Origin of the sequence: Micromonospora sp. NPDC047740 (genome assembly GCF_043204735.1) — a bacterium.
In the GTDB taxonomy this organism is placed as follows: Bacteria; Actinomycetota; Actinomycetes; order Mycobacteriales; family Micromonosporaceae; genus Micromonospora.
In genome coordinates, this window is sequence record NZ_JBIDCT010000010.1 from 71,177 (window position 1) to 96,150 (window position 24,974).

General features: G+C 73.5%; 25 protein-coding genes. 13 read left to right on the plus strand and 12 right to left on the minus strand.

Annotated elements, in window-relative coordinates; all coding sequences use genetic code 11:
- Positions 1 to 4: 4 nt before the first annotated feature.
- On the plus strand, positions 5 to 1,378 hold the full coding sequence (locus ACGF4F_RS19730; RefSeq protein ID WP_357439101.1) for a transposase: 1,374 nt from the start codon (positions 5 to 7) through the stop codon (positions 1,376 to 1,378).
- Entirely contained in the window at positions 1,371 to 2,888 is a 1,518-nt protein-coding gene (glpK, locus tag ACGF4F_RS19735) for a glycerol kinase GlpK (protein ID WP_357439098.1), read from the plus strand. The genes ACGF4F_RS19730 and glpK overlap by 8 nt, the downstream gene beginning before the upstream one ends.
- A gap of 11 nt (positions 2,889 to 2,899) precedes the next feature.
- Here glpK and ACGF4F_RS19740 read toward each other — a convergent pair whose 3' ends face one another.
- From ACGF4F_RS19740 to ccsA, 5 genes are read right to left on the minus strand one after another with little or no spacing between them, the layout of a single operon-like run.
- The gene (locus tag ACGF4F_RS19740; protein ID WP_357439096.1) at positions 2,900 to 3,793 is read right to left on the minus strand and encodes a cytochrome c-type biogenesis protein CcmH; all 894 of its coding nucleotides are present in this window, start codon (positions 3,791 to 3,793) and stop codon (positions 2,900 to 2,902) included.
- A gap of 44 nt (positions 3,794 to 3,837) precedes the next feature.
- On the minus strand, positions 3,838 to 4,401 hold the full coding sequence (locus ACGF4F_RS19745; RefSeq protein WP_357439093.1) for a redoxin domain-containing protein: 564 nt from the start codon (positions 4,399 to 4,401) through the stop codon (positions 3,838 to 3,840).
- Positions 4,398 to 6,320, minus strand: a complete 1,923-nt coding sequence (locus ACGF4F_RS19750) for a heme lyase CcmF/NrfE family subunit (RefSeq protein WP_393079031.1) — start codon at positions 6,318 to 6,320, stop codon at positions 4,398 to 4,400. The genes ACGF4F_RS19745 and ACGF4F_RS19750 overlap by 4 nt, the downstream gene beginning before the upstream one ends.
- A complete protein-coding gene (locus tag ACGF4F_RS19755) occupies positions 6,310 to 6,717 on the minus strand; it encodes a cytochrome c maturation protein CcmE (RefSeq protein ID WP_357439087.1) in 408 nt (135 codons plus the stop codon). Before ACGF4F_RS19755 ends, ACGF4F_RS19750 begins: the two co-directional genes overlap by 11 nt.
- Positions 6,717 to 7,475 carry a cytochrome c biogenesis protein CcsA gene (gene ccsA / locus ACGF4F_RS19760; protein WP_357439084.1) on the minus strand — a complete coding sequence of 253 codons (759 nt, stop codon included), beginning with the start codon at positions 7,473 to 7,475 and terminating at the stop codon, positions 6,717 to 6,719. The genes ACGF4F_RS19755 and ccsA overlap by 1 nt, the downstream gene beginning before the upstream one ends.
- A gap of 137 nt (positions 7,476 to 7,612) precedes the next feature.
- Between ccsA and coxB the strand changes: the two genes are divergently transcribed.
- From coxB to ACGF4F_RS19805, 9 genes are read left to right on the plus strand one after another with little or no spacing between them, the layout of a single operon-like run.
- On the plus strand, positions 7,613 to 8,638 hold the full coding sequence (gene coxB, locus ACGF4F_RS19765) for a cytochrome c oxidase subunit II (RefSeq protein ID WP_357439082.1): 1,026 nt from the start codon (positions 7,613 to 7,615) through the stop codon (positions 8,636 to 8,638).
- An 8-nt stretch (positions 8,639 to 8,646) separates the two neighbouring features.
- On the plus strand, positions 8,647 to 10,575 hold the full coding sequence (ctaD, locus tag ACGF4F_RS19770) for a cytochrome c oxidase subunit I (RefSeq protein ID WP_357439080.1): 1,929 nt from the start codon (positions 8,647 to 8,649) through the stop codon (positions 10,573 to 10,575).
- Entirely contained in the window at positions 10,572 to 11,201 is a 630-nt protein-coding gene (locus tag ACGF4F_RS19775; protein WP_357439077.1) for a heme-copper oxidase subunit III, read from the plus strand. The genes ctaD and ACGF4F_RS19775 overlap by 4 nt, the downstream gene beginning before the upstream one ends.
- Positions 11,201 to 11,602 (plus strand): hypothetical protein, encoded by a 402-nt coding sequence (locus tag ACGF4F_RS19780; protein ID WP_357439074.1) that lies wholly within the window; start codon positions 11,201 to 11,203, stop codon positions 11,600 to 11,602. Before ACGF4F_RS19775 ends, ACGF4F_RS19780 begins: the two co-directional genes overlap by 1 nt.
- A complete protein-coding gene (locus tag ACGF4F_RS19785) occupies positions 11,590 to 12,504 on the plus strand; it encodes a cytochrome c oxidase assembly protein (RefSeq protein WP_357439071.1) in 915 nt (304 codons plus the stop codon). Before ACGF4F_RS19780 ends, ACGF4F_RS19785 begins: the two co-directional genes overlap by 13 nt.
- The gene (locus ACGF4F_RS19790) at positions 12,501 to 12,887 is read left to right on the plus strand and encodes a c-type cytochrome (protein ID WP_393079037.1); all 387 of its coding nucleotides are present in this window, start codon (positions 12,501 to 12,503) and stop codon (positions 12,885 to 12,887) included. The genes ACGF4F_RS19785 and ACGF4F_RS19790 overlap by 4 nt, the downstream gene beginning before the upstream one ends.
- A 3-nt stretch (positions 12,888 to 12,890) precedes the next feature.
- Positions 12,891 to 13,670 carry a c-type cytochrome gene (locus tag ACGF4F_RS19795; protein ID WP_357439065.1) on the plus strand — a complete coding sequence of 260 codons (780 nt, stop codon included), beginning with the start codon at positions 12,891 to 12,893 and terminating at the stop codon, positions 13,668 to 13,670.
- The gene (locus ACGF4F_RS19800) at positions 13,667 to 14,530 is read left to right on the plus strand and encodes a Rieske 2Fe-2S domain-containing protein (RefSeq protein WP_357439063.1); all 864 of its coding nucleotides are present in this window, start codon (positions 13,667 to 13,669) and stop codon (positions 14,528 to 14,530) included. The genes ACGF4F_RS19795 and ACGF4F_RS19800 overlap by 4 nt, the downstream gene beginning before the upstream one ends.
- Entirely contained in the window at positions 14,527 to 16,290 is a 1,764-nt protein-coding gene (locus tag ACGF4F_RS19805; protein WP_357439060.1) for a cytochrome bc complex cytochrome b subunit, read from the plus strand. The genes ACGF4F_RS19800 and ACGF4F_RS19805 overlap by 4 nt, the downstream gene beginning before the upstream one ends.
- Positions 16,291 to 16,333: 43 nt before the next feature.
- Here ACGF4F_RS19805 and ACGF4F_RS19810 read toward each other — a convergent pair whose 3' ends face one another.
- Positions 16,334 to 17,227 carry a LysR family transcriptional regulator gene (locus ACGF4F_RS19810; protein WP_393079041.1) on the minus strand — a complete coding sequence of 298 codons (894 nt, stop codon included), beginning with the start codon at positions 17,225 to 17,227 and terminating at the stop codon, positions 16,334 to 16,336.
- A 105-nt stretch (positions 17,228 to 17,332) separates the two neighbouring features.
- Between ACGF4F_RS19810 and ACGF4F_RS19815 the strand changes: the two genes are divergently transcribed.
- Positions 17,333 to 18,319: a DMT family transporter gene (locus ACGF4F_RS19815; protein WP_357439055.1), complete on the plus strand. Its 987-nt coding sequence runs from the start codon at positions 17,333 to 17,335 to the stop codon at positions 18,317 to 18,319.
- Positions 18,320 to 18,369: 50 nt separating this feature from the next.
- Here the strand turns inward: ACGF4F_RS19815 and ACGF4F_RS19820 are convergent, their stop codons facing one another.
- Positions 18,370 to 19,419: a zinc-dependent alcohol dehydrogenase family protein gene (locus tag ACGF4F_RS19820; RefSeq protein WP_393079044.1), complete on the minus strand. Its 1,050-nt coding sequence runs from the start codon at positions 19,417 to 19,419 to the stop codon at positions 18,370 to 18,372.
- A gap of 86 nt (positions 19,420 to 19,505) precedes the next feature.
- Here ACGF4F_RS19820 and ACGF4F_RS19825 point away from each other — a divergent pair, with 86 nt between their 5' ends.
- Complete coding sequence (locus ACGF4F_RS19825) at positions 19,506 to 20,666, plus strand: hypothetical protein (protein ID WP_357439050.1); 1,161 nt, start codon at positions 19,506 to 19,508, stop codon at positions 20,664 to 20,666.
- Between the two features lie 25 nt (positions 20,667 to 20,691).
- Here the strand turns inward: ACGF4F_RS19825 and ACGF4F_RS19830 are convergent, their stop codons facing one another.
- From ACGF4F_RS19830 to ACGF4F_RS19850, 5 genes are all read right to left on the minus strand, one after another.
- Complete coding sequence (locus ACGF4F_RS19830) at positions 20,692 to 21,078, minus strand: VOC family protein (RefSeq protein ID WP_357439048.1); 387 nt, start codon at positions 21,076 to 21,078, stop codon at positions 20,692 to 20,694.
- Positions 21,075 to 21,368, minus strand: coding sequence for a helix-turn-helix transcriptional regulator (locus ACGF4F_RS19835; protein ID WP_073835181.1), 294 nt, complete (start codon positions 21,366 to 21,368; stop codon positions 21,075 to 21,077). The genes ACGF4F_RS19830 and ACGF4F_RS19835 overlap by 4 nt, the downstream gene beginning before the upstream one ends.
- Positions 21,369 to 21,439: 71 nt before the next feature.
- Entirely contained in the window at positions 21,440 to 22,555 is a 1,116-nt protein-coding gene (locus tag ACGF4F_RS19840) for a hypothetical protein (protein ID WP_357439046.1), read from the minus strand.
- A gap of 167 nt (positions 22,556 to 22,722) precedes the next feature.
- On the minus strand, positions 22,723 to 24,006 hold the full coding sequence (locus ACGF4F_RS19845) for a divalent metal cation transporter (RefSeq protein ID WP_357439044.1): 1,284 nt from the start codon (positions 24,004 to 24,006) through the stop codon (positions 22,723 to 22,725).
- Between the two features lie 182 nt (positions 24,007 to 24,188).
- The gene (locus ACGF4F_RS19850; protein WP_357439041.1) at positions 24,189 to 24,626 is read right to left on the minus strand and encodes a PPC domain-containing DNA-binding protein; all 438 of its coding nucleotides are present in this window, start codon (positions 24,624 to 24,626) and stop codon (positions 24,189 to 24,191) included.
- Positions 24,627 to 24,974 lie beyond the last annotated feature (348 nt).

The following is a 24,974-nucleotide window of genomic DNA, read 5'->3' on the forward strand; positions in this document are numbered from 1 at the left end:
CGGTGTGAAAGCGGACACTGGCCGGCGATACCGGCTATACCCCACCGATGAGCAGGCGCAGCGCCTGACTGCGTGGGGGCACACGTGCCGCTGGCTGTACAACAGCGCCTTGGAACAGCGCCAGTTCGCCTGGCAGCAGCGCAAGGTCACCCTCGGGGTCACCGCCCAGTGCGCCTTCTTGACGGAGGCGCGTAAGGACTTCGACTGGGTGGCGGACCTGCCGGCGCAGTCTGGTCAGCAGGTGTTGCGCCAACTGGATCAGGCGTACCGCAACTGGTGGAACCCGCAGCACTCCGCCGGGGCGCCGACGCATAGACGCCGGTCTGCCCGGCTGTCGATTCCGTTCCCCGGTCAGGCGATCCACGTCCGCCACCTCAACCGCCGCTGGGGCGCCGTCAGCCTCCCGAAGATTGGCGATGTCAAGTTCCGCTGGTCCCGCCCCTTGGGCGGCACGGTCCGCAACGCGGTAGCGTCCTTCGACGGTGTGGCCTGGCACGTCGGGTTCGGCGTCCACGCCGACGTCAAGGCGCCCGAGGCGCACGCCCGGCCCGCCACTGTTGTGGGTGTTGACCGTGGAGTGAAGGTCGCTTTGGCGATGTCTGACGGGCGTATGTGGAACCGCGCCTTCACCTCACCCGATCAGGAGCGCCAGCTGGCCAGGCTGAAGTCGAAGGCCGGCCGGCAGGAGACCATCCGCCGCAAGCGCGGCGCGACAACCTCGAACCGTGCGCGTAAGGTCCGTGCGGAGATCGCCCGGACCGAGGCGAAGATCCGCAACCGGCGCCGCGACTTCGTGATGTGGGCGGCGAACCGGCTCTGCACCCAGCACGCGACCGTCAAGCTGGAACGCCTCAACATCAGGGCCATGACCGCCACCGCGAAGGGCACCGCCACCGAGCCTGGCCTCAACGTGGCCGCGAAGGCCGGACTGAACCGGGCAATCCTCGACAAAGGCTGGGGGCTGTTCCACGTGCCCCTGGCCAACCAGGCACGTACCACCGGCACCCGCATCGTGCGGGTGCCAGCCGCGTTCACCTCCCAGCGGTGCAGCCGCTGCGGGAACACCGACCGGAACAACCGCGAAAGCCAAGCGATGTTCCGGTGCGGGTCCTGCGGACACCAGGCCAACGCTGACGTGAACGCGGCGATCAACATCAGGGACGCCGCCGAGGCGCCGTCCCCACTCACCGGGCGGGCAGTCCGGGACAGGAGCCGAAAGGCGTCCTGTCGACCACCCACCCAGCGTCACAGACAACCGACGCTGGAAACGGGAATCTCCCGCCAGGCGGGAGTGGATGTCAATGTCGCCATTGACCTGCGACGCCGACGGCCCGCGACCTCCCGACGAGCACGACAAGGAGAGACCCGGCATGGCTGACTTCGTCGGTGCGGTAGATCAGGGCACCACCAGCACCCGTTTCATGATCTTCGACCACGGTGGCAACGAGGTCGGCCGCCACCAGCTCGAACACCAGCAGATCCTGCCCCAGGCCGGCTGGGTCGAGCACAATCCGCTGGAGATCTGGGAGCGGGCCCAGACGGTGATCCGGACCGCCATGAACGCGCGCGGTCTGACCGCCGCCGACCTGGCCGCGCTGGGCATCACCAACCAGCGCGAGACCACGGTGGTGTGGAACCGCCGCACCGGCCGGCCCTACTACAACGCCATCGTCTGGCAGGACACCCGCACCGACCGCATCGCCGCGGCGCTGGAACGTGAGGGGAAGGGCGACGTCATCCGGCGCAAGGCGGGGCTGCCGCCGGCGACGTACTTCTCCGGCGGGAAGATCCAGTGGATCCTCGAGAACGTGGACGGGGTCCGTGCGGCCGCCGAGCGGGGCGAGGCCGTGTTCGGCAACACCGACACCTGGCTGCTGTGGAACCTCACCGGCGGGGTCGAGGGCGGCGTGCACGTCACCGATGCCACCAACGCCAGCCGCACGATGCTGATGAACCTGGAGACGCTGGACTGGGACGACGAGCTGCTGTCCTTCTTCGACATTCCCCGCGCCATGCTGCCGGAGATCCGGCCGTCGTCGGACCCGCGCTCGTACGGCAGCACCGGGCCGCACGGACCGTTCAGCGGCCCGGTCCCGCTGACCGGCGACCTCGGCGACCAGCAGGCCGCCACGGTCGGGCAGGTCTGCTTCGCCCCGGGCGAGGCGAAGAACACCTACGGCACCGGCAACTTCATGCTGCTCAACACCGGCCGGGAGATCGTGCGGTCGAAGGCCGGGCTGCTCACCACGGTGTGCTACCAGTTCGGCGACGAGGCACCGGTTTACGCGCTCGAAGGCTCCATCGCGGTCACCGGCTCCGCCGTGCAGTGGCTGCGCGACCAACTCAAGATCATCAGCAGCGCGGCGCAGAGTGAGATCCTGGCCAGCCAGGTGGCGGACAGCGGCGGCGTGTACTTCGTGCCCGCCTTCTCCGGGCTGTTCGCACCGTACTGGCGCTCCGACGCCCGCGGCGCCATCGTCGGCCTGTCCCGCTACAACACCGACGCCCACATCGCCCGGGCCACCCTCGAGTCCATCTGCTACCAGAGCCGGGACGTGGCCGAGGCCATGGCACAGGACTCCGGGGTGCATCTGGAATGCCTCAAGGTCGACGGCGGGGTCACCGTCAACGACCTGTGCATGCAGTTGCAGGCCGACATCCTCGGCGTGCCGGTCAGCCGGCCGGTGGTCGCCGAGACCACCGCGCTCGGCGCCGCGTACGCGGCCGGCCTCGCCGTGCGGTTCTGGAAGAACACCGACGAGCTGCGGGCGAACTGGAACGAGAGCAGGCGCTGGCAGCCGGCCTGGTCACCGGAGCAGCGGGAGAACGGCTACGCCCGGTGGAAGAAGGCCGTCCAGCGCACCCTCGACTGGGTCGAGGTGGACTGACCGCCGTACCTTTACCCTCCACGGGAGGGTCCGCCAGATGCCGGCGGCGCGGCGAGAAGCCGCTTGATCTCCGCGGCGGCCGGGTGGGCCGGCGCGACGGCCAGGAAACGCCGCAGGGTCGTCGCCGCCTCGGCGGCCTGAGTGGTCCGCTGCGCCAGTCCCAGCACGAGCAGGCCGTCGGGGGAGTCGGGCTCGCGGGCCAGGACCTCCCGGGCGGTGCGTTGGGCGCCAGTGCTGTCACCGGCCCGCAGCAGCGCGAACGCGAGCCGCAGCCGGACGCCGTCGTCGGGCCTCTCCCGCAGCGCCTCCTGGTACATCCGCGCCGCGGCGTCGTACCGGTTCTGCGTCTCCAGGTCGTGGGCGAGTTGGAGGGCGACCGCGACCGGGTCGGCGGGGGCCGGCCGCGCGGGCGGGTCGAGCCGGTCGGCGGCGACCGCGACGGACGCCACCAGCGCCACCACCCCCACCGACGCCACCCGCCAGGCTCGCCGCGCGCCCCGGGCGTCCGGCGTCGACGGCGCGGCCGGACGGGCCCGGCCGGTGCGGGGGCGTAGCGTCCGCACTGCCGCGTAGCCGCCGGTCAGCAGGGCCAGCGCGGGTACGCCCCACAGCAGCAGCTTGACCCCGCGGGCCGGCGGGTCGGTCAGCACGTCCGCGCCGTACCGCTGGACGAACCAGCGCCGGATCTCGTCGCGGTCCCGCCCCTGGGCGAGCTGGTCCGCCACCACCTGTCGCATCGCCACGGCGATTGGTGACCGGGAGTCCGCCACCGACTCGCCCTGGCAGGCCGGGCAGCGCAGCCCGGCAGCCACCGCGCGGACCGGATTCTGGCGGCCGTGGTCGCTCGTCGTCCGGGCCAGCCCGATGCCGGCCGCGGCGGCCAGCGCGACGAGCACGAGCGCCACGAGGGCGTCTCTGCGGGAGAGAAGCCCTGGGGCGGGTCGCCACCTCATCCGGCCAGCAGCGGCGCGATCCGCTGCTCCAGCCACTGCCGGGTCACCACGCCTTGCCGCCGGTCGACGAGCCGGCCGTCGCGGTCGACCACGAAGGTCTCCGGTACGCCCCGCACACCCCACTCGACAGCCCGGGTGCCGTCCGGGTCCGGCACCACGGTCAGCCCTTTCGCGCCGGTCTCGTCGAGCAGCGCCCGGACCGCCTCGGCACCGTCGCGGATGTTCAGCCCGACCAGCCGCACGCCGCGTGGCGACCACTCACGCTCGGCGTCGACCAGCAGCGGCAGCTCGTCCCGGCAGGGCCCGCACCAGGAGGCGAAGACGTTGACCAGCACCACCTGGCCCCGGACGTCGGAGAGCGCGAAGCGGCCACCGTCCAGGGTGGGGCCGGACAGCGCCGGGGCGGGTGTGCCCGCCACCGCCAACCCCTCGCCCGGGTTCGGGGCGGCGGGTGCGCGCAGGCCGAGGACGACCAGAGTGCCGACGACAGCGGTGAGTACGAGGACCACCGCCGGCCCGCCGCGCAGCCATCCGGGGCGGCGCAGCGCCGGGCGCCTCACCGTGCCGCTCCGGAACCGACGGCCACCGGGGCGGGCTCCGCCCGGCCGGCGCGGGCGGCCGGCCGCCGTGTGGAGCGGGCGGCGGCGAGCAGCCCGCCGGTGGCGGTCAGCGCCCCGCCGGCCCAGATCAGGCCGACGAGCGGGTTCACCGCGAGTCGTACGGTGGCGCTGCCGCTGTCCTCGCTGACCGCGATCAGCGTGACGTACGTGTCCCGCAGCAGGCCGGTGCCGATCGCCGGCACGGTCACCGCGGTGTCCCGGGCCGGGTGATAGCGCAGCGCCGGGGTGATCGCCGGGCCGGCGCGGCCCGACGCGGTGAGCGCCAGCCGGGCCCGCACCGCCATGCTCCCGCTGCCGCCGGTCCGGTCCACGCCGACCAGGCGGACCGCGACGTCACCCACCCGCAGGGTCTCGCCGACCCGCAGTGTCCGTTCGGCGTCCCGCCCGTACGCCGACGACCCGGCGACGCCCAGCGCGACCAGGGCGAGCCCGGCGTGCGCGACCAGCCCGGCGAGCCGGCCGGGGCGGGGGCCGGACCGGCGCAGCCGGTGGACCAGGTCACCGGCCAGTCCGGTGAGGACGAACGCCGCCGCGCCGAACGCGGTGAGCGCGGCCGGGCCGGGTCGGCTGAGCAGTCCGACCAGAGCCACCGTGCCGAGGCCGACGCCGGCGGGCACGGCGAGCCGCCGCAGCGCCGCCGACCGGTCACGTAGGGCGGGCGGCACGCCCAGCACCAGCAGCACCACCACCGCCAGCGGCACCGCGGTGCGCTGGTAGTAGGCGGGTCCCACGGACGCGCGGGTCCCGCCCAAGGGGGCGGACAGCAGCGGCAGGATCGTGCCGATCAGCACCACTGCGGCGATGGTCACCAGGAGTACCCCGTTGACCAGCACGAGGGTGGGGCGGGAGAGCGCCCGCGGCCGTCCGGTGCGGGCCGGTTCGGGGGCCCGCCGGCCGGTCAGGACGGTCGACACAACCACCGCCAGCAGCACGAAGCCGAGCAGCATCGGACCCAGCGGTGAATCGGTGAAGGCGTGCACGCTGGCCACCGCGCCGGACCGGGTGAGGAAGGTGCCCAGCAGCACCAGCAGGAAGCTCGCGCAGGCGAGTGCGCTGTGCCAGGCGGTCCGGCCGCGTACCAGCGTGGTGTGCAGGAACGCGGTGGCGGTGAGCCAGGGCAGCAGGGAGGCGTTCTCCACCGGGTCCCAGGCCCAGTAACCGCCCCAGCCCAGCACCGCGTACGACCACCAGGCGCCGAGGCCGATGCCGCCGGTGAGCGCGGCCCAGGCCACTAGCGCCCACGGGCGGGCCATCCGCACCCAGTCGCGTCCGTCCCGCCCGGCCAGCGGCGTCGCGAGCGCGAACGCGAAGGGTACGACCAGACCGAGATAACCGGCGTAGAGCAGCGGCGGGTGTACGCCCATGGCCGGGTGCTGCTGCAGCAGTGGGTTCGGTCCGGGGCCGTCGGTCGGCACCGGGCTCACCGGGCGGAACGGGTTCGCGGCGAAGCTGGACAGCGCGAAGAAGAACAGCATGACCACGCTGACGACCACCATCGCGTACCCGTGCAGCCGGGGCGGGTACGCGCGCCGGGCCAGCAGCGCCGCGTACCCGCCGAGGACCAGCAGCCACAGCAGCAGCGAGCCGTCCAGCGCGGACCACAGGCTGGTCAGCGTGTAGTAGAGCGGGACGTGCCGGCCGCCGTTCTCGGCCACGAACCGTACGCTGAAGTCGTGCCGGAGCAGCGCGGTCTCCAGCAGGGCGCAGGCCACGGCGGCGGCGGCCAGGGTGGCGGTGCTGCCGAGCCGGGCGGTGCGTACGGGCGCGTCGAACAGGGCCACCCGCAGCCAGAGCAGGGCGGTCAGGGTCGCGCAGGCCAGCCCGATGGCGAGGCTGGCGGTGCCGAGGTCACCGAGCATTGACCGGAGCCACGGGTGGGGACGACGGCCGGTACTCGTTGCCGTGCCGGACCACCACGTGGTCCGAGCGGAACACACCGTCGGACGACAGCGTGCCCTCGACGACCGCCCCGGTTCCCTCCCGGAACGTCTCGGGCGGCGCGCCGCGTTGCTCGACGGCGATCTCGCGACCCGCCGCCGCGAGCCGGAACGTCACCAGGTCGCCGTCGTGGCGCAGCGATCCGGGCACCACGTCACCGCCGAGGCGGACCCGGTGCCGGGCGAGGTCCGGGTCGTCGAGCAGCTCTGCCGGGGTCCGGTAGTAGGTGACGGTGTCGCGAAGCGCGCTGGTGACCAGCAGACCGCTGGCGGCGAGCAGCACGGCGAGGAGGGCCACCCGGCCCGTCCGGCGACGCATCATCCGACTCTCACCCGGGTGCGTTCGGCGGTGGGGGCGGGCTCGGGCGCCAGGCGGCGCTCCAGTCGGACCACCCGGTGCAGCAGCACGCAGCACGCGGCGAGGGTTGCGGCGGCCACGGCGAGCAGCAGCGCGGTGGCCATCCGGGCGTCGATCGGCGGCCGGTGCGGGGCCAGCATCGTCGCCTGCTGGTGCAGCGAGCGCCACCAGACGACCGAGAAGTGCACCACGGGCACGAGGAGGAACCCGGCCACCCCGGCGACGGCGGCGGGCTTCGCCACCCGGTGGTCGCCGCCGTCGCGTCCCCCGGTCCGCTCGGCCAGCGCCCGCCGTAGGGCGAGGTAGCCGGCGTAGGTGAGCAGCAGCAGGGCCGTGCTGACCAGGCGGGGATCCCAGGCCCACCAGGTGCCCCAGACCAGGTGCCCCCAGACGGATCCGGTGGCGATGGCGGCGGCGGTGAGCACCACGCCGAGCTCGGCCGCCGCCCGGGCGAACCGGTCCCAGCGCAGGTCACCGCCGATCAGGTACGCCCCGCTGGCCACGAGTACGACCGCGAACGCGGCGTACGCCACCCAGGCGGCGGGGACGTGCACGTACATCAGCCGTTGCGCGTCGCCCTGCAGTTCGTCGGGGGGCGCGAGCCACGCGCCGGCCGCCGTGGCCGCCGCGGCGAGCCCGCCGGCGACCCAGCCCATCGTCCGGCGCGCGGCGGCCGCTCTGGCCGTGTCCGCGACGAGGTCCACCGTGGAGGCTTGCATGATCTCCCTGTCCGCGTCCCAGGGGCGCTTGACCGAAGGTGGGGACTGGAGCCCACCATAAGGCGCTCGTAGCCCTATATCCCCCCGTTCGGAATAAAACGGGTGAAGGCGGTCAACCGGGACTAAGGTCCTTGCCGATGAGGACGACAGCGGAGACTGCCCCGCACCCGGCCCGGCGGCAGCGCCGACCCGGGCCGATGCTGCTGCTGGCCGGCCTGCTGCTGCTCGCCGGCTGCTCCGGCGGGTCACCGTCCGCGTTGAATCCGCAGGGGACCGGAGCGGCCCGGGTCAACGGCCTCTGGTGGCTGCTGTTCTGGATCTCCGTGGCGGTGTTCGCCGAGGTCATGGCGCTGCTCGCGTGGGCGCTGGTGTTCCGGCGGGGCGCCGCCCGGGTGCGCCACGGCCAGCCGCTGCGCTTCGTGACGATCGCCGGCGCCGGACTGCCGTTCATCATCCTCGTGGCCGTGTACGGCGTCGGCCTGCGGGACCTCGCCGCGCTCGGCGCCGGACCGGGCCGGGACGCGCTGACCGTGGAGGTCATCGGCCACCAGTGGTGGTGGGAGGTGCGCTACGCGGGCCGATCCGGCGCCACCGCCAACGAGATCCACATCCCGGTGGGGGAGCGGGTCAAGGTACGCCTGCGCACCGACGACGTGCTGCACAGCTTCTGGGTGCCGCAGCTGATGCCGAAGACCGACCTGATCTCCGGCGAGACCCGCGAGACCTGGCTGGAGGCGCGGCAGGCCGGCAGCTACCGCGGCCAGTGCGCCGAGTACTGCGGCACCCAGCACGCCCACATGGCGTTCCTCGTGGTGGCGCAACCCCGCGCCGACTTCGACGCCTTCCTGGACCGGCTCGACGCCCCGGCCCGGGCGCCCCAGACGGATGCCGAACGGCGCGGCCAGCAGACCTTCGTGCAGGGCACCTGCGCCGCCTGCCACTCGATCCGGGGCACCGGCGCGCAGGGGCGGGTCGGGCCCGACCTGTCGAACGTGGGATCGCGGTGGAGCATCGGCGCCGGCGCCGTACCCAACGACGCCGGCCACCTCGGCGGCTGGATCGCCAACTCGCAGACCGTCAAGCCCGGCAACGCCATGCCGCCGCAACCGGTCGACGCCGCCCGACTGCCCGACCTCATCGCCTACCTTCGGTCGCTGGAGTAGGGGCCACCATGTCCACAACCACCAGCACACCACCCGGCATCGGCCGCGACGACCTGACCCGGCTGGCCGAGCACTGGGACGAACCCCGCTCGCTGCGCGCCTGGCTCACCACTGTGGACCACAAGAAGATCGGCCGACGGTACCTGGTCACCGCCGCGTTCTTCTTCGTCCTCGCCGGGCTCAGCGCCCTGCTGATGCGCACCCAGCTCGCCCGGCCCGAGTCCGGCGTGCTGTCGCCGCAGGAGTACAACCAGCTCTTCACCATGCACGGCACGGCGATGATCTTCCTGTTCGCCACGCCGATGCTGTTCGGCTTCGGCAACTTCCTCGTCCCGCTGATGATCGGCTCCCGGGACATGGCGTTCCCCAGGTTGAACGCCTTCGGCTACTGGGCGTTCCTCTTCGCCGGGCTGTTCATGTGGGCGAGCCTGCCGTTCGGGGCGGCGCCGAACAACGGCTGGTTCGCCTACGCGCCGCTCAACCAGGAACAGCACAACCCCGGCCTGCACATGGACGTCTACGCGCTGGGCCTGCTCTTCCTCGGCATCTCCACCACCTCGGGCGCGATCAACTTCATCGTCACCGCGCTCAAGCTGCGCGCGCCGGGGATGTCGCTCAACCGGGTGCCGTTGTTCGTCTGGGCGATCGTGGCCACCGCCTTCATGGTGGTCTTCGCCCTGCCCGCGCTGAACACGGACAACGCGCTGCTCTTCCTCGACCGCCGGTTCGACACCCACTTCTTCGACCCGGGCGGCGGCGGGAACGTGCTGCTCTGGCAGCACCTGTTCTGGATCTTCGGGCACCCCGACGTCTACATCATCGTGATGCCCGGGCTGGGCATCGTCTCCGCCGTGCTCCCCGCGTTCACCCGCCGTGGCGTCGTCGGCTACCCGCTGATCGTGCTGGCGATCGTCGCGATCTCCATCGTCTCGTTCGGGGTCTGGGTGCACCACATGTTCGCCACCGGGCTGCCGCAGTTGTCGTACAGCTTCTTCAGCGCGGCCAGCACCATCATCACCATCCCGTCCGGGATCCAGATCTTCGCCTGGCTGGCCACCATGATGCTCGGCCGGCTGGTGCTGCGGGTCCCGCTGCTGTTCGTCATCGGGTTCATCGTGACCTTCGTGCTCGGCGGCTTCACCGGCGCGATGTTCGCGCTGACCGCCTTCGACCAACAGGTCACCGACTCGTACTTCGTGGTGGCCCACTTCCACTACGTGCTGCTCGGCGGGGCGCTCTTCCCGATACTCGCCGGCATCTACTTCTGGCTCCCCAAGATCACCGGTCGGATGTACCACGAGGGGCTCGGGCGGTGGGCGTTCTGGCTGGTCTTCACCGGCATGCACGTCACGTTCTTCCCCATGCACCTCTACGGCCTGTTCGGCATGCCCCGGCGCGTCTACACCTACCGCAGCGACCTGGGCTGGGATGTGGGGAACCTGATCAGCAGCATCGGGTCGTACGTGCTGGCACTCGGGCTGCTGCTGGTGCTCATCGGCGTGGTGCACGCGATCCGGCGGGGCCGGCCGGCCGGGCCGGACCCGTGGGAGGGCGACAGCCTGGAATGGTCGGCCGCCTCGCCACCCGAGGCGTACAACTTCCCGGTCATTCCCCGCGTGCACAGCCTGCATCCCACCTGGGACGAACGGACCGTGGAGTCGACCACCACGGGCGCGACCAAGGACCGCATCCTCAGCGAGGGCAAGCGCACCCTGTTCACCAGCGAGCTGGACGCGCGCCCCGAGCGCGCGGCGCAGATGCCGGAGCCGTCGTTCAAGCCGCTCGTGCTCGCCGGCGTACTGCTGATCTTCTTCACCGCCCTGCTGCTGGGCGCGTACCCGGTCGCGGTGGCCGCCGTACTGGCGGTGGCGGCGACGATCGCGGCGTGGCTCTGGCCGCCCCGGCGGCCCGACGAGGAAATCGGGATAGCGTCATGACGGACCGGGGCGGGGTGGTGGCCGCGGCCACCGGTGTCGAGGCGCTGACCACGGAGGAGCCGGTCGGCCGGCCGACCGGCTGGTGGGGCATGGTGATGTTCGTGGCCACCGAGGCCACCCTCTTCGCCTGCCTGCTCGGCAGCTACTTCTACCTCCGCTTCCAGCACGGCCCCGTCTGGCCGCCCGACGGCATCGACAAGCCGAAGCTGCTCATCCCGCTGGTGATGACCGGGGTGCTGGTGCCCAGCAGCCTGCCGGTGGTCTGGGCGGAACACGGCATCCGGCGGGGCCAGCGCTGGCGTCTGCGCGCCGGTCTCGCCGCGACCCTGGTGATGGGGCTGTCCTTCATGGCCCTACTGGTCATCGAGTACCAGGACGACCTCCGGCTCTTCACCATGACCACCAACGTCTACGGGTCGCTGTTCTACGTGATCACCGGGTTCCACGGGCTGCACGTGAGCGTCGGGTTGATGATGATCGGGTGGCTGCTCGTCGCCTCCCTGCGCGGCGGCAGCTTCGGGTCCCACCGCCACGAACGGGTCCGCAACGCCGCGATCTACTGGCACTTCGTCGACACGGTGTGGGTCGCCATCCTGTTCACCGTCTACCTTTCCCCGCGCCTGTGATGACCGCGCGACCCGGCCCACACGCCCGCCTGACCGGCGGGCTGCTGCTCTGGTACGGCGTGCTCGGCGGCGCGATCGCCTGGGCGGTGCATCTGATCGCCGCCTGGAGCCTGGACGAACTCGCCTGCGCCGCCAAGTCCGAGCGCATCGCCGGCGTACCGCTCTGGCAGGCCCTCAGCGTCGCCGTGTTCGTCCCGGGCGTGGCCACCCTGGGATCGTTGCTGGTCGCCACCCTGGTGCTGAGGCGTACCGGGCAGGCGCGGGCGGCCGGCGCCCACGACCGGGCCCTCGACCGGTCCCGGATGCTCGCCGTGGTGGGTGTCTGGGCGAACCTGCTGTTCCTGACGATCATCGCGCTCGGCGGCGTCGCCGTGCTGGTGTTCCCGCCATGTCAGGGCTGAGCGGCTACCGGGCCCACGGGCCCGGCCCCGGCGAGGTGACCGACGGCCTGCTGACCATGCTGGTCGTCGCGGGGCTCTGCCTGCTCGCCGCCGGCTACGGCCGGGGCGTGCAGGAGCTGTGGGCGCGCCGTGGCCCCGGCCGGGTCGTGCCGGGCTGGCGGGTGGCTGCGTTCGGCGGTGGGCTGCTGGTGGTGCTGGCGGCCGACCAGGGGCCGGTGCACCGGCTGGCGGAGTCCTCCTTCGCCGGCCACATGGCCCAGCACATGCTGCTCCTGCTGGTGGCCGGCCCGCTGCTCGCGGCGGGCGCGGCCGGGCTGCCGCTGACCGTGGCCGCACCCCGGCCGCTGCGCCGGCTGCTGGCCCGCTGGCGGGCCGCGGGCCCGGTGCGTCGGCTGCGTCGCCCGGCCGGGTACGCCCTGCTGGCCGCCGCGGCGCAGACCCTCGTCCTGTGGTTCTGGCACCTGCCGGGCCCGTACGTCGCCGCGGTGGACCGCCCGGTCCTGCACGCCGCCGAGCACGTGAGCCTGGTGGCGGCGGCCTGGCTGCTGTGGGCGCCGGTGCTCGGCCCGGCGCGCCACCGGGCGCCCGCTCCGGTGTCGCTGCTGCTGCTGGTCGGCACCATGCTGCCCGCGTCCGCCCTCGGCGCGGCCCTCACCTTCGCCCCCGAGCCGGTCTATCCCGCGCGCGTCCTCGGCCCCGACCCGGTCGCCGACCAGCAGCTCGCCGGGCTGTTGATGTGGGCGCCGATGGACGTGGCGGTGCTGGTGGCGACGTTGGCGGTCTTCCTCGCCTGGCTACTGCGGCTGGACCGGGACCGGCCCGACCACCTGGTTGCCGACCGGCCGGGCCGGCACCCGAAGCCGGCGGCGACCGGTGCCGCAACGGAAGGGATGGTGCGATGAGCCGTCGTCTCTGGATGCTGGGCGCCGTGCTGGCGGCGCTGCCGGTCGTCACCGTGGCCGGCTGCGCCTCGGCGCCGCCCCCACCGCCGCCCGAGTCCCGCGTCGGCCGGCCCGACCGGGGTGCGCAGCTCATCGCCCAGTACGGCTGCGGCTCGTGCCACACCATTCCCGGCATCGACCAGGCCGGTGGGCTGGTCGGCCCGCCGCTGACCCGCTTCGGTGCCCGGTCGTACATCGCCGGTGAGCTGCCCAACAACGCCGACAACCTGCAACGGTGGATCACCGACCCGCAGGCCGTCGAACCGGGCACCGCCATGCCGAAGCTGGGCGTCAGCGCGATCGACGCGCAGGACATCGCCGCGTACCTCAACACCCTGGACTGACCGATGCGGCGACCACGAGCGGTGACGCTGCCCACCCCGCACCCCCGCCGGGCCCTCGCGGTCGGGTCCGTCCTGGCGCTGGCCGCGGGACCGGTGGCGCTCGCGCCCGCACCCACCCCGAGCCCGACCGCCACCACCCCCGCCGCCGACCGGGGCACCCAGCTCTACCTGGAGCAGTGCGCGAGCTGCCACGGGCCGCAGGGACAGGGATCGCAGCGGGGCCCGTCCCTGATCGGCGTCGGACCGGCCTCGGTGGACTTCCAGCTCTCCACCGGGCGGATGCCGCTCTCGCAGGAGGTGCCGCAGGCCACCCGCCGCGCACCGGTCTTCTCCGCCGACGACATCTCCGCGCTGGTCGGCCACGTGGCCAGCTTCGGCGGCGGGGGCCCGCAGATTCCCCGGGTCGCGCCCGGCGACGTGGTCTCGGGCCGCGCACTCTTCGCCGCCAACTGCGCGCCCTGCCACGGGGCGGGCGGCTCCGGTGCGGTCCTCACCAACGGCTGGATCGCTCCGCCGCTGTACGAGTCCACGGCCACCCAGGTCGCCGAGGCGGTCCGGGTCGGGCCCGGGCTGATGCCGGCCTTCCCCAGCCAGGTGCTCACCGACCGGCAGGTGAACGACCTGACCAGCTACGTGCAGCGGCTGCGCTCCGAGCGACTGGACCGGGGCGGCAACCCGATCGGCCGGCTGGGACCGCTGGCCGAGGGGCTGGTCGGCTGGGTGGTGGTGCTCGCCCTGCTGGTGGGCGCCGTGCGATGGCTGGGCCGGAGGGCGGGGGAGTGAGCGGCCGGACTCCGTCGAAGAGCGAGCGGGCCGCGAGCCGCCGGATCACCGCCGCGTTCCTGGTGAGCGCCGCCGGGGCGGTCGGCTTCGCGGTCACGTACGGGTTGAACGGCGGTACCCAGTGGGAAGGGGTGTGCCTGGCGGTCGCCTTCGCCGGCCTGGCGGTGGGGCTCGCGGTCTGGTCCCGCCGGTTGGTGCCGGTCGGCGGCTACGTCGAGGAGCACGAGGGCTTCGTTCCGCCCCCCGCCGAGCAGGCAATGACCGCGGCGGTGTTCCGCGCGCCGGAGAGCCCGACGCGTCGGTGGGGGCTGCTCGCGGCGCTCGGCTTCGCGCTGACCGCCCTCGGCGTCGCCGCGCTGTTCCCGCTGCGCTCCCTGCTTCCGTTGGACCGGCAACGCCCGACGCGGTCGCTGAAGGACACCCCGTGGGGGCCGGGTGTCCGGCTGGTCGACGACCAGGGGCGACCGTTGCGGCCGGACGACGTGCCAGCCGACACAATGGTCGCGGTCTTTCCGGAGGGCAGCATCGACGTCGGGGACGCGCCCGCGTTCGCGGTCCGCCTCAACCCGGAGCGCTTCATCCGCCAGCCCGCTGGCGGGCACCTGGGCGGCCTGGTCGTCTGGTCGCTGCTCTGCACCCACGCCGGCTGCCCGGTGCGGCTCTACCTCAAGGGCGCCGGCCGGGTGCTCTGCCCCTGCCACCAGTCCTCGTTCGACCTGCTGGCCGGCGCCCGGCCGATCGCCGGCCCCGCGGCACGGCCCCTGCCGGGGCTGCCGATCGAGGTCGGCCCGGACGGCTTCCTGCGGGCCACCGGCGACTTCACCGCGCCGCCCGGCGCCGGATTCTGGAGCCGACCATGATCATGGGTCCGCTGGCCCGCGCGCTGGACGACCGGCTCCGGCTCTCCCCGATCACCCGCCGGGCGCTGGCGAAGATCTTCCCCGACCACTGGTCGTTCATGCTCGGGGAGATCGCGCTCTACTCGTTCATCGCGCTGATCCTCACCGGCGTCTATCTCACCTTCTTCTTCGACGCCAGCTCCGCCGACCGGGTCTACCAGGGCTCCTACGCCCCGCTGGACGGCGCCACCACCTCCGCCGCGTACGCCTCGACGGTGCGGCTGAGCTGGGACGTCCGGGCCGGACTGCTGATCCGGCAGACCCACCACTGGGCGGCGCTGGCCTTCGTCGCGGCGATCGTGCTGCACCTGTCCCGGATCTTCTTCACCGGGGCGTTCCGGAAGCCGCGCGAACTCAACTGGCTGATCGGCGTGACCATGCTGGCCCTCGCCCTGGCCAACGGCTTCACCGGCTACTCCATGCCCGACGACCTCCTGTCCGGGCTGGGTCTGCGGATCATCACCTCGGTGGTGGAGTCCATCCCCCTGGTGGGGACCTGGCTGGCCGCGCTGGCCCTCGGCGGCGAGTTCCCCTCCGACGAGATGATCCCGCGGATGTTCATCACCCACGTGCTGCTCGTACCGGCGATCCTCGTCGCCCTCGTCTCGCTGCATCTGGGCATCCTGGTGCGGCAGAAGCACAGCCAGTTCCCGGGCCCGGGACGGACCGAGCACAACGTGGTCGGCTCCCGGTTCTGGCCGGGTTACACCCTGCGCACGCTCGCCCTGTTCGCCTGGGTGCTGGCGGTGTTGTTCGCCCTCGGCGGGCTGGTCCAGATCAACCCGGTCTGGCTGTACGGTCCGTTCGCGCCGGCCGAGTCCAGCTCGCCGGCGCAGCCGGACTGGTATGTCGCCTGGGGCGACGGCGCGCTGCGCCTGTTCCCGCCGTGGGAGTTCCGCATCGGCGGGTACCTGGTGCCGGCCCCGTTCTTCCCCGGCGTCGTGCTCGGCGGGCTGAGCTTCGTCGCCCTCTACCTGTGGCCGTTCATCGAACGATGGTGCACCCGCGACCGCCGCCCGCATCAGCTGCTCGACCGGCCCCGGAACCACCCGGTCCGGGTCGGCATCGGCGTGGGCGCACTGACCTTCTACGTGGTCCTCGTGGTGGCCGCGGGCGACGACATCCTCGCCCGGCTGCTCCGGGTGCCGGTCTACGACCTGTTGGCGCTGTTCCGCGTCCTGGTGCTGGTCCTGCCGATCGTGACCGGCGTGCTCGCGTTCCTCATCGCGCGGGCGCTGCACCGGGGCGAGGCCGCCTCCCTCGGGGAACTCACCCGGGCCGACCTGCGCCGGGGGGCCCGCCCCGCGCCGCGGCGCCCGACCGGCGAGGACGAACCCGAGGTCCCCGTCCGCCACCGCCCGGGGGAGCGGATCGAGCTCTGGCCACAGGGTGAGGTGTGGCGGTGGCGCTACCGGAACGAGGCCGGACAGCTGACCCTCACCAACAACCGGGCCGTCACGTCGGAGGAGGAGGCGGTCGAGACCGCCCGGCTGGCCTACCCGGGCGTGGACCGGGTCGTGGTGCCGGGGCCGCCCCCGCCGCCGGCCCGGGCGCTCCGGGTGGCCCTGCGCCGCTGGGGACGCGCGACCGCCGCCGGGTCGCTGCTCGTCGCGGCGCTGCTCGGGCGCAGGCGGGAACGCCGCCGGCGGCGGGGCGGTGACGACGAACCTCCGCCGGCCGAGCAGGCAGACGCCACCTCGGGCGGCGGCGACCCGGCGTGAACCGCGGGCCGGTGGCGGCGGCCGGGTCTGCCGCCGCGGTCGGTCAGTCGCGCCCGCATGCCGCGTCCCGCAGCGCGGTGAGCAGGGCGCGCAGCGCCGGCTGCTCCAGCGAGGTCTCCCGGACCGCCGCGTGGATCCGCCGGACCGGCCGCGGGTTCCGGATCTCCCGGACGGCCACCTCGGGGTGGCGGCTGTCGAGGGCGGTCCGCGGGATCACGCTGACGCCGAGCCCGGCGGCGACGAAACCTTGCGCGGTGGGGTAGTCGTCGCACTCCACCGCGGTCCGCGGATGGAAACCCGCCGCCGCGCAGGCGGCCAGCACCACCTCCCGGCACGGCCCGGCCGGCTCGCTGCTGACCCAGGGCTCCGCGGCGAGATCGGCCAGGTCGACCGCCTCCTTCGCGGCGAGGCGGTGATCGCCGGGCAGGACGGCCAGGTACGGATCGTCGAGCAGGTGGACGAGGTGGACGCCGTCGCGGAGCGGCGCGCCCGTGCGGACGAGGATGGCCAGATCCGCGCGGCCCTGCGCCACCTCCGGCAGCGGGTCAGGGTCGATCAGCTTCAACTCGACGCGTACGTCCGGATGGTGGTGGCGGAACCGCGCCAGCGCGGGCGGGATCAGGGCGGCGCCGGCGGTGGCGAAGTAGCGCACCGTCAGTAGCCCGGTGCGGCCGGCCCGGAGCTCCGCCAGCGCGGTCTCCGCGTCGGCGATGCTCCGGCCGATGATGCCGGCGTGCTCGGTGAGCAGCCGGCCGGCCGCGGTGGGGCGTACGCCCCGGCCGATCCGCTCCAGCAGCCGGACGCCGGTCTGCCGCTCCAGCGCGGCGATCTGCTGGCTGACCGCCGACGGGGTGTAACCGAGATGGGTCGCGGCCGCGGTGACCGAGCCGCTGGTCACGACCGCGCGGAGGACCTGGAGGCGACGCACGTCAAGCATGTAGCAGAGCTTAACGGTCAGGTAGAAACGTTCACTTGTCCTGCTGATCCGGTCGGGGCACCGTGGAGCCGGCACGACGCGACGACACCCCTCGACGGGAGAGCCATGATCAGCGGCGGCGCACGGAACCTGCTCCGGATGGGCGTACTGGCCCTGTTGTGGGGCTCCACCTTCCTGTGGATCACCGTGGCCCTGGACGGGTTCACACCCGCCCAGGTGACCTTCGTCCGGTGCGCCCTGGGCGCCGCGGCACTCCTGCTGGCGTGCCGGCTGGCCGGCCACCGCCTGCCCACGGACCCGTCGATCTGGCGGCACCTGGCCGTGGCGGCCTTCCTCTGCAACGCCCTGCCGTTCGCGCTGTTCAGCCTCGGCCAGCGGACCGTCGACTCGGGAACCGCCGGGGTGCTGAACGCCACCACGCCGCTCTGGTCGCTGCTGCTGGGCCTCGCGATCGGCGCGGAGCGCGACCTGCGTCCGATCCGCCTCGGCGGCCTCCTGCTCGGCTTCGCCGGAGTCGTGACCATCTTCGCTCCGTGGCGCCACGGGGGTCTGGTCAGCTGGAACGCCCTGGCCATCCTCGGCGCGGCCGTCAGCTACGCCGCCGCCTTCGCCTACCTGGGGCGGACCCTGGTCGGCCGAGGCGTACCGACGATCGTGCTGTCCAGCGCCCAACTGCTCGTCGCGACCGGCTGGAGCGCCCTGTTCCTGCCCGTCGGTGGCCTCGACGCGCCGCGGGTGACCGTGGCGTCGGTCGGCGCCCTCGTCGTCCTCGCCCTCGGCTGCACGGCGGTCACCTTCCACCTCACCTACAAGATCATCACCCACGAGGGCGCCACCAACGCCGCCAGCGTCGGCTATCTCCTGCCGGTCGTCTCGGTGACGTTGGGCGCGCTCCTGCTCGACGAGCCGGTCACCATCCGGATGACCGTCGGCATGGTCGTCGTCCTGCTCGGCGTCGGCCTGACCCGGTGGCCGCCACGGGCGCCGGAGGCAGCGCCCGCCGCCGAGGTGGGCCATTCGCCGGCCGGCCGGCCGGTCGCGGACCCGGCGAACGCCGGGCCTGCCGCGGCGGCGGGCACCCGAGCCGGTTGAGCGGATCCTCCGCGCACCCACCGGTGTGCCACCGCCTGCGGCCCGCCCACTCACGCCGGTCGGATGAGGCACATTCCGCCCGGCGCGGGACCGTCCATGGCGGCCAACGCGTCGGGCACCTCGGCGAGGCCGATGGTGTGGGTGACCAGCTCGGCGGGGCGCAGCACGCCCGCGGTGACCAGCCGGAGCAGCTCCGGGTAGGCGTGGGCGGCCATGCCGTGGCTGCCGCGTAGCTCCAGCTCGTACGCGATCACGAGGTCCATCGGCAGAGCGGGACGGCCCTGGGCGGCGGGCAGGAGACCGACCTGCACGTGCCGTCCGCGCCGCCGCAGGCTCTCGATGGAGGCGGCGCAGGTGGCGTGGCTGCCCAGGGCGTCGAGCGACAGGTGGGTCCCACCGCCGGTCGCGTCGCGAACGGCCGCGGCCACCGCGCCGGGGCCGGCGAGGGCACGTCCGTCCAGACAGACGGTGGCACCGCAGCGTCGGGCGAGTTCCAGCGCGCCGGGGGCGATGTCGACGGCCACCACCTGCGCACCGCACGCCGCCGCGATCATCACCGCGGACAGTCCCACGCCGCCGCAGCCGTGCACCGCCACCCACTCGCCCGCGGCGACCCGCCCCTGGCCGACCACCGCCCGGAACGCCGTGGCGAACCGGCAGCCGAGCGCCGCCGCGGCCGGGTAGCCCAGCTCGTCGGGGAGCCGGATCAGGTTGACGTCGGCGTTCCGCACCGCCACGTACTCGGCGAACGAGCCCCAGTGGGTGAAGCCGGGCTGCGTCTGCCGCTCGCACACCTGCTGGTCGCCGGCGAGGCAGGTCGGGCACCGCCCGCACGCGCAGACGAAGGGCACGGTGACCCGGTCGCCGGGTCGCCAGCCGGGTACGCCGGCGCCGACCGCCGTGACGACCCCGGCGTACTCGTGGCCCGGGACGTGCGGCAGGCGGATGTCGGGGTCATGCCCCTGCCACCCGTGCCAGTCGCTGCGGCACAGCCCGGTCGCCTCGACCCGGATCACCGCGCCACCGGGCGGCGGCACCGGATCCGGGACGTCGCGGACCTCGGGTCGGACACCGAACTCGTCGAAGATCACCGCTCGCATGCGCCGCATCCTCACACGCCGTGGACGGGCGGCCAACCGCGGACCGGGGGGCAGCGCCAGGCGGCACCGCGGGAGATGATGGCAGGGTGACGGCCGACGACCACCCGGGCGACATCATCGAGATCGGCGGTCCGGTCCGCGACGACCGCCCCCGGCGCCCCTGGCGGAAGTGGCTGCCGCTGGTGCTCGTCGCCGGCGTCGGGCTGGCCGTCTATGCGCGCACCGGCGCCGACAGCCGGGCGGACCGGCCACCGGCGACCCCGTCGCCGTCCGTGACCAGTGCCGCCGCATCGCCGAGCGGGGCCACCCCCAGGCCGGCCGCCCCAGCGGTCACCGAGCTCGGCCACCCCCTGCTCGGGATCGACGCCGGCTGGCAGCTGTACGGCCGGGGGCCGGAATCGGTGGTCCGCGTCGAGTTCGCCAGCGGCCGGGTGACCACCACCCCCGTGCCGATGCTGCGCAGCACCGGCCCGGTCAACTTCCTGGTCGGCCCCGACCGGGTGGTCGTCCGGCCGTTGGACGCGGTGCCCGGCTACGTGGTGCCGGACGGGGGACCCGCGGCCGAAGCGACCGACGAGTTCAGCCGCAGTGGCGCGGCGCTGCCCGGTCCGGATCCGACCTCGGTGTGGGTGAGTGAGGAGGAGGCCGGGCGGATGCTCCTGGTCCGCTTCGACGGCCGGCGCACCGGGCAGACGCTCGTGCTCCCTCGGAACATGCAGGGCTTCGCCGAGCCGGACGGTGCCGGATACCCGCTGGTCGGCGCGACCGGCGGGGTCTACTCGCTGCGCCCCGACGGGGTCCGCCGGATCACCACCGGCGAGGTGCTCGCCGTCGGCCCGAAACACTGGCTGGCCCGGGAGTGCGACGAGCGCCTGCGCTGCGCCGCGGTCCTGATCGAGCAGCGCACCGGGGCCCGACGCGCGGTGCCGCTGCGGCTGCCGGAGAACGAGGTCAGCCGTGGGCTGATCTCGCCGGACGGGACAAGGGCCGCCATCTGGGTGACCTCGCCGGGCGCATTGCCCCGGGTCCATCTGCTCGACCTGCGCTCCGGCGGGGACGTCCCGGTGGAGCTGGCGGTGGATGCCGGGTTCTTCCCGCAGGGAATGGTCTGGTCGCCGGACAGCCGGTGGCTGTTCGTCGCCGACACGGTCGGCCAGCTGCATGCCGTCGAGGTGGCGAGCGCCCGGCTGCGGGAACTCGGCGTCGGGTTGCCGCAGCTCGACCAGCTTGCGGTGCGGGCCGGATAGCCACCTCCGGCCCGCAGCCCGACGCCTACTGCTGGGAGGCGATCTGGATCAGGTTGCCGCAGGTGTCGTCGAACACGGCGGTGGTCACCGGACCCATGGCGGTCGGCTCCTGGGTGAAGACGACGCCCTTCTCCCGCAGCCGGTCATACTCCTTGTGCACGTCCTCCACGGCGAACGAGGTGTACGGGATGCCGTCGGCGACCAGCGCCGCCTTGAACGGCTTCGCCGCCGGGTGGGCGTCCGGCTCGAGCACCAGCTCGGTGCCGTCCGGCTGGTCGGGCGAGACGACGGTGAGCCAGCTGACCGCGCCCATCGGGATCTCGGTCTTCTTCACGAAGCCCAGCACCTCGGTGTAGAACCGCAGCGCCTTCCGCTGGTCGTCGACGAGCACGCTGGTCAGGTTGATCCTCACGAGGACTCCTTCGTCCGGCGGTTGAGCCACCGCTCGACGATCTGTTCGAGCGGGGCGGGATTGATGGAATGGAACTTGTAACGCCCGTCGCGGCGTGACACCACCAGCCCGGCGGCCTCCAGCAGCTCGAGGTGCTGCGAGATCGCCTGCCGGGAGGAGGTGATCTGGTGCCGCATGGTCAGCCGGGAGCAGATCTCGAACAGCGTCTGGTCGTCGCGTTCGGTCAGCTCGTCGAGGATCTTGCGGCGGGTCGGGTCGGCGATCGCTCTGAACACGTCACCGTCTTTCACCGTGCCGAGTATATGCAAGCAGCCACTTGCCTATCAAGTCGCCGGCCCGGCACGCCCACCGGGCGCACGAGTCAGGAGGGATGGTCCCGGGACGGCTGCGGCCGCCGATCGAGGGGCCTCTGGGGGGCTACCGGTTCATGCGGGAAGTCCCGCCCGCCGCTCCACAGGGCCGGCACGGCGTCGAGGTTGCGGGCCAACGCGTAGCCGATGCTCTCGTAGTTGACCCGCCAACCGCGAAAGTGCGGCCAGGACTCCTCCGCCGAGCGTTCCGTGACGAAGCCGGCCTTCTGTATGTGCGCCACGGCCTCGGCGTACTCCTCGAACGTCAGCTGGAGCGGACCGTCGGGGTCGGGGTCGGAGTCGAACGGGATGCGGACCACCCGGGCGATCTCGCGCAGCGCGGTGAACCCCGACCGCAGCATCAGCCGCGCGGAGGGGACGACCGCCGCGGACGGGGCGAGGGAGATGTGCATGGCGGCGGCGTCCATCACCGCGATCAGGGCGACCACCCAGCCGCGGTACGGGCGCGGCGAGCGGAAGGACAGCAGCACCGGGTAGTTGCTGTGCGTCTCGCCGATGTCGGCGGCCAGCCGCTCCCAGTCCTCGTACAGGCCGCGCAGCTCGTCGACGGTGCCGACGAGGGCCTGCCGGGCCAGCAGCTCGGGTCCCCAGGCGGGCTGCGAGGCGCGGGCCTGGAGCAGGGTGACCTCCTGCTCCCGGCGGTTGAACGCGCCGTACAACGTCGGCAGGTAGGCGATCTGCAGCGCGATGACCACCGGTCCGCTCGCCGCGGCGATGAAGTCCAGCGGGTTGAGCGTGGACCGTTTGCCGGAGGCGAAGCCGAGGGTGAACAGACTGGATCCGGCCTCCCGGAACGAGTCCGGCCACGAGATCCCGGACACCGCGTGCATGAGCAGCCCGTACGCGACCAGCAGCCCGGCCAGCCAGGACCACAGCATCGCGATCAGCACCGCCGGCGCGAGCCAGGCGAGGAACCGGTCGCGCACCTCGTAGCTGTGGAAGGGGGCCGACGCACGGCGCAGCACCCATCGCATCGACCGCCACAGCACCCGCACCAACGCGGACCCCAACCCGCGGGGCACCACCAGACTGCCCAGGATGCTGCTCGCGACGAGGACCAGGACGGCCAGCCCGGCGACCCCCGCGAACCACCGCATCAGGTCCATCCGCGCCCCCGTCCGCCCGCAGGCGCGGCGGCACACCGCCGCCAGACGGCCACCGAGCCCACGTCACACCACCGTTCCCGCCTCCGAGCCAGCCGCATGTGGGGTTCAACGCCCGCGCGCACGGCCCGGCTACCGCGGCGCACCGCAGGAATCCGGCCCGGCACCCGTCACGCCCCCGGCACGAGATGGAGTTGCTGGGCGAGGAAGAGCAGGCTGACGGCGGCCACCAACGCGGCGACCGCCCACCCCGCGACCCGCAGACTCAGGTGGATCGGGGTCGCGCCGATCAGCCTGGGGTTTCCGGCGGCCAGGACGAGCAGGACCAGCCCCAACGGGGTGGCGATGCCGCCGATCAGGCTCGCCAGGAACAGCAGCCGGATCGGACCTATCCCGGTGCTGGCCAGGGCTACGCCGGCCACGGTCTGGGCGACGACCACCGCGTAGAACCGGGGCGCCTGGCGGGGAGTGCGGCTCAGCCCCCGCGGCCAGCCGAAGGCGCTGGCGGTGACGTACCCGCCGCTGGCCATGATCACCGGTACTGCGATGATCGCCGAGGCGAGCAGCCCCAACGAGAACAGGACACCGGCCAGCGGCCCCGCCAGGGGACGCAGCGCCTGGGCGGCCTGCTCGGCGGTCTCGACCTGCTGGTGGTGCGCGCCGAGCGTGGCGCCGCTGGCGACCAGGATGCACCAGAAGATCACCGCGGCCAGACCGCCCCCGACCTGCGCGTCGAACTCGCGGAATTTGAGCTGCTCGCGGGCCCGCGGTTCCTCGACCTGTTCCACCGTCTGCCACACGTACATGTAGCTCGTCAGGGTGGTGCCGAGGATCGCCAGCGCCCCCGCGAGGTGGGCCTCGGTGAAGGGGATGGACGGGATCAGACTGCCCCGGGCCACCGCGAGCCAGTCCGGGTGAGCCAGCACCGCCGCCGCGCCGTACGCGAGCAGGCCCAGCATCACCACCTTGAGGACCCGTTCGACCTCGTCGTACTTGCCGAGCAGCAGCAGGGCGAGGACCCCCGCGGCGAAGGCCGGCGCCAGCCAGCGGGACTCCACCCCGACCAGCAGGCCGATCGCCGCCGCCCCGGCGGCGACGTCGGCGGCTATCGTTACGACGTTGACCCCCAGGATCGAGATCAACAACAGGATGCTCAGCGCCCGGCCGTAGCCGTCGCGGACCGCCCGTTGCAGATCCCGCCCCGACAGCACGCCCACCCGGGTGGCGAGCACCTGCACCACCACCAGCGCCGGCATCATCAGCAGGGTCAGCCAGGCCAGCCCGAACATGGTGGTCGCCCCGACCACGACCAACGCCGCCACCGTGGTCGGATCCGTGTCCGCGGCCCCCGACACCAGGCCCGGGCCCAGCGACCGCAACCTGGACCCGGCGGCGGTCGCCGCCGCCCGGCGCGCCCGGCCACCCCGGCCTCGGACACCCCGGCGATCGCCCATCCGTCAAATCTGGCAGCGCGGCGGCGCGCCCGGGCCGAAGTTCGCGAAAGCCCGGGGTCGGTCCGGTGGACGTGGGGCGGTGCGCAACGGGTAAGCGGGTGCCCGCGAGCAGGCGACGGGACGGCGGGTGCCGGTGGAGCACGCGGTATGCGACCCGGCTGCGGACGCGGTGACCCCGCGGCTCAACGGGCCGCGGAGATCAGGGCCAGACCGGTCTCCGGATCCACCCGTTTCGCCAGCTCCGGTGCCACCTCCGAGATGATGACCTCGAGCGTCGGCCACACCCGGCCGCGCAGCAGGTGCCCACCGACCGTACTGCCGTCGGCCCGTCCCAGCACCGCGTGCACGTGCAGGGCGGGCTCGCCGTCCTTGGCGGCGACGTCGCCGAGCAGCGAGAGCACCTCGACCTGCTCCGCGACCGGGATGCGGCGGTAGTCACCGGCGTTCCGGTCGAACCAGCCGACCTCGGCCTCGGCGAACCCGCCCACCGCGGACACCCGGGCGGCGACCAGCCCGTGCTCCCGCAGCGCCGCGCCGATGGTGGTGACCGCCTCCTCCTCCTTGTCGCAGACCACCACCAGCACCCGTCCGGTCTGGTGGCGTACCTCCCGCAGTCTCATTCGCGATCTCCCTGTGCGGACCAACTCCTGGTCTCCGGCCACCCCGAAGGCGCGTGCGCCGCGGCCCGGCCGGCGGAGCTCTCCCTCGAAGCGTAGGCAGCGGGCAGCTCTGGGGTGCGGCAATCGCCGGCGACTCCGGGCTGCCCGTGTGCGCCGTCGCGGGTGGCAGGAACGGCGCGGTCACGGCGTCCCGCACCCGTGAGTGCGCGGCCCCGACGTGCGGTGACGGCAAGGTGGCCCGGCCGGCGGGTCACCGGCCGGGCCACCGCGGCCCGTCGTCAGTAGCAGACCTTCTGACCCTTGTTGATGCCCGTCGGATCGACGACCTCACCGCCCCGTCGACGAGGC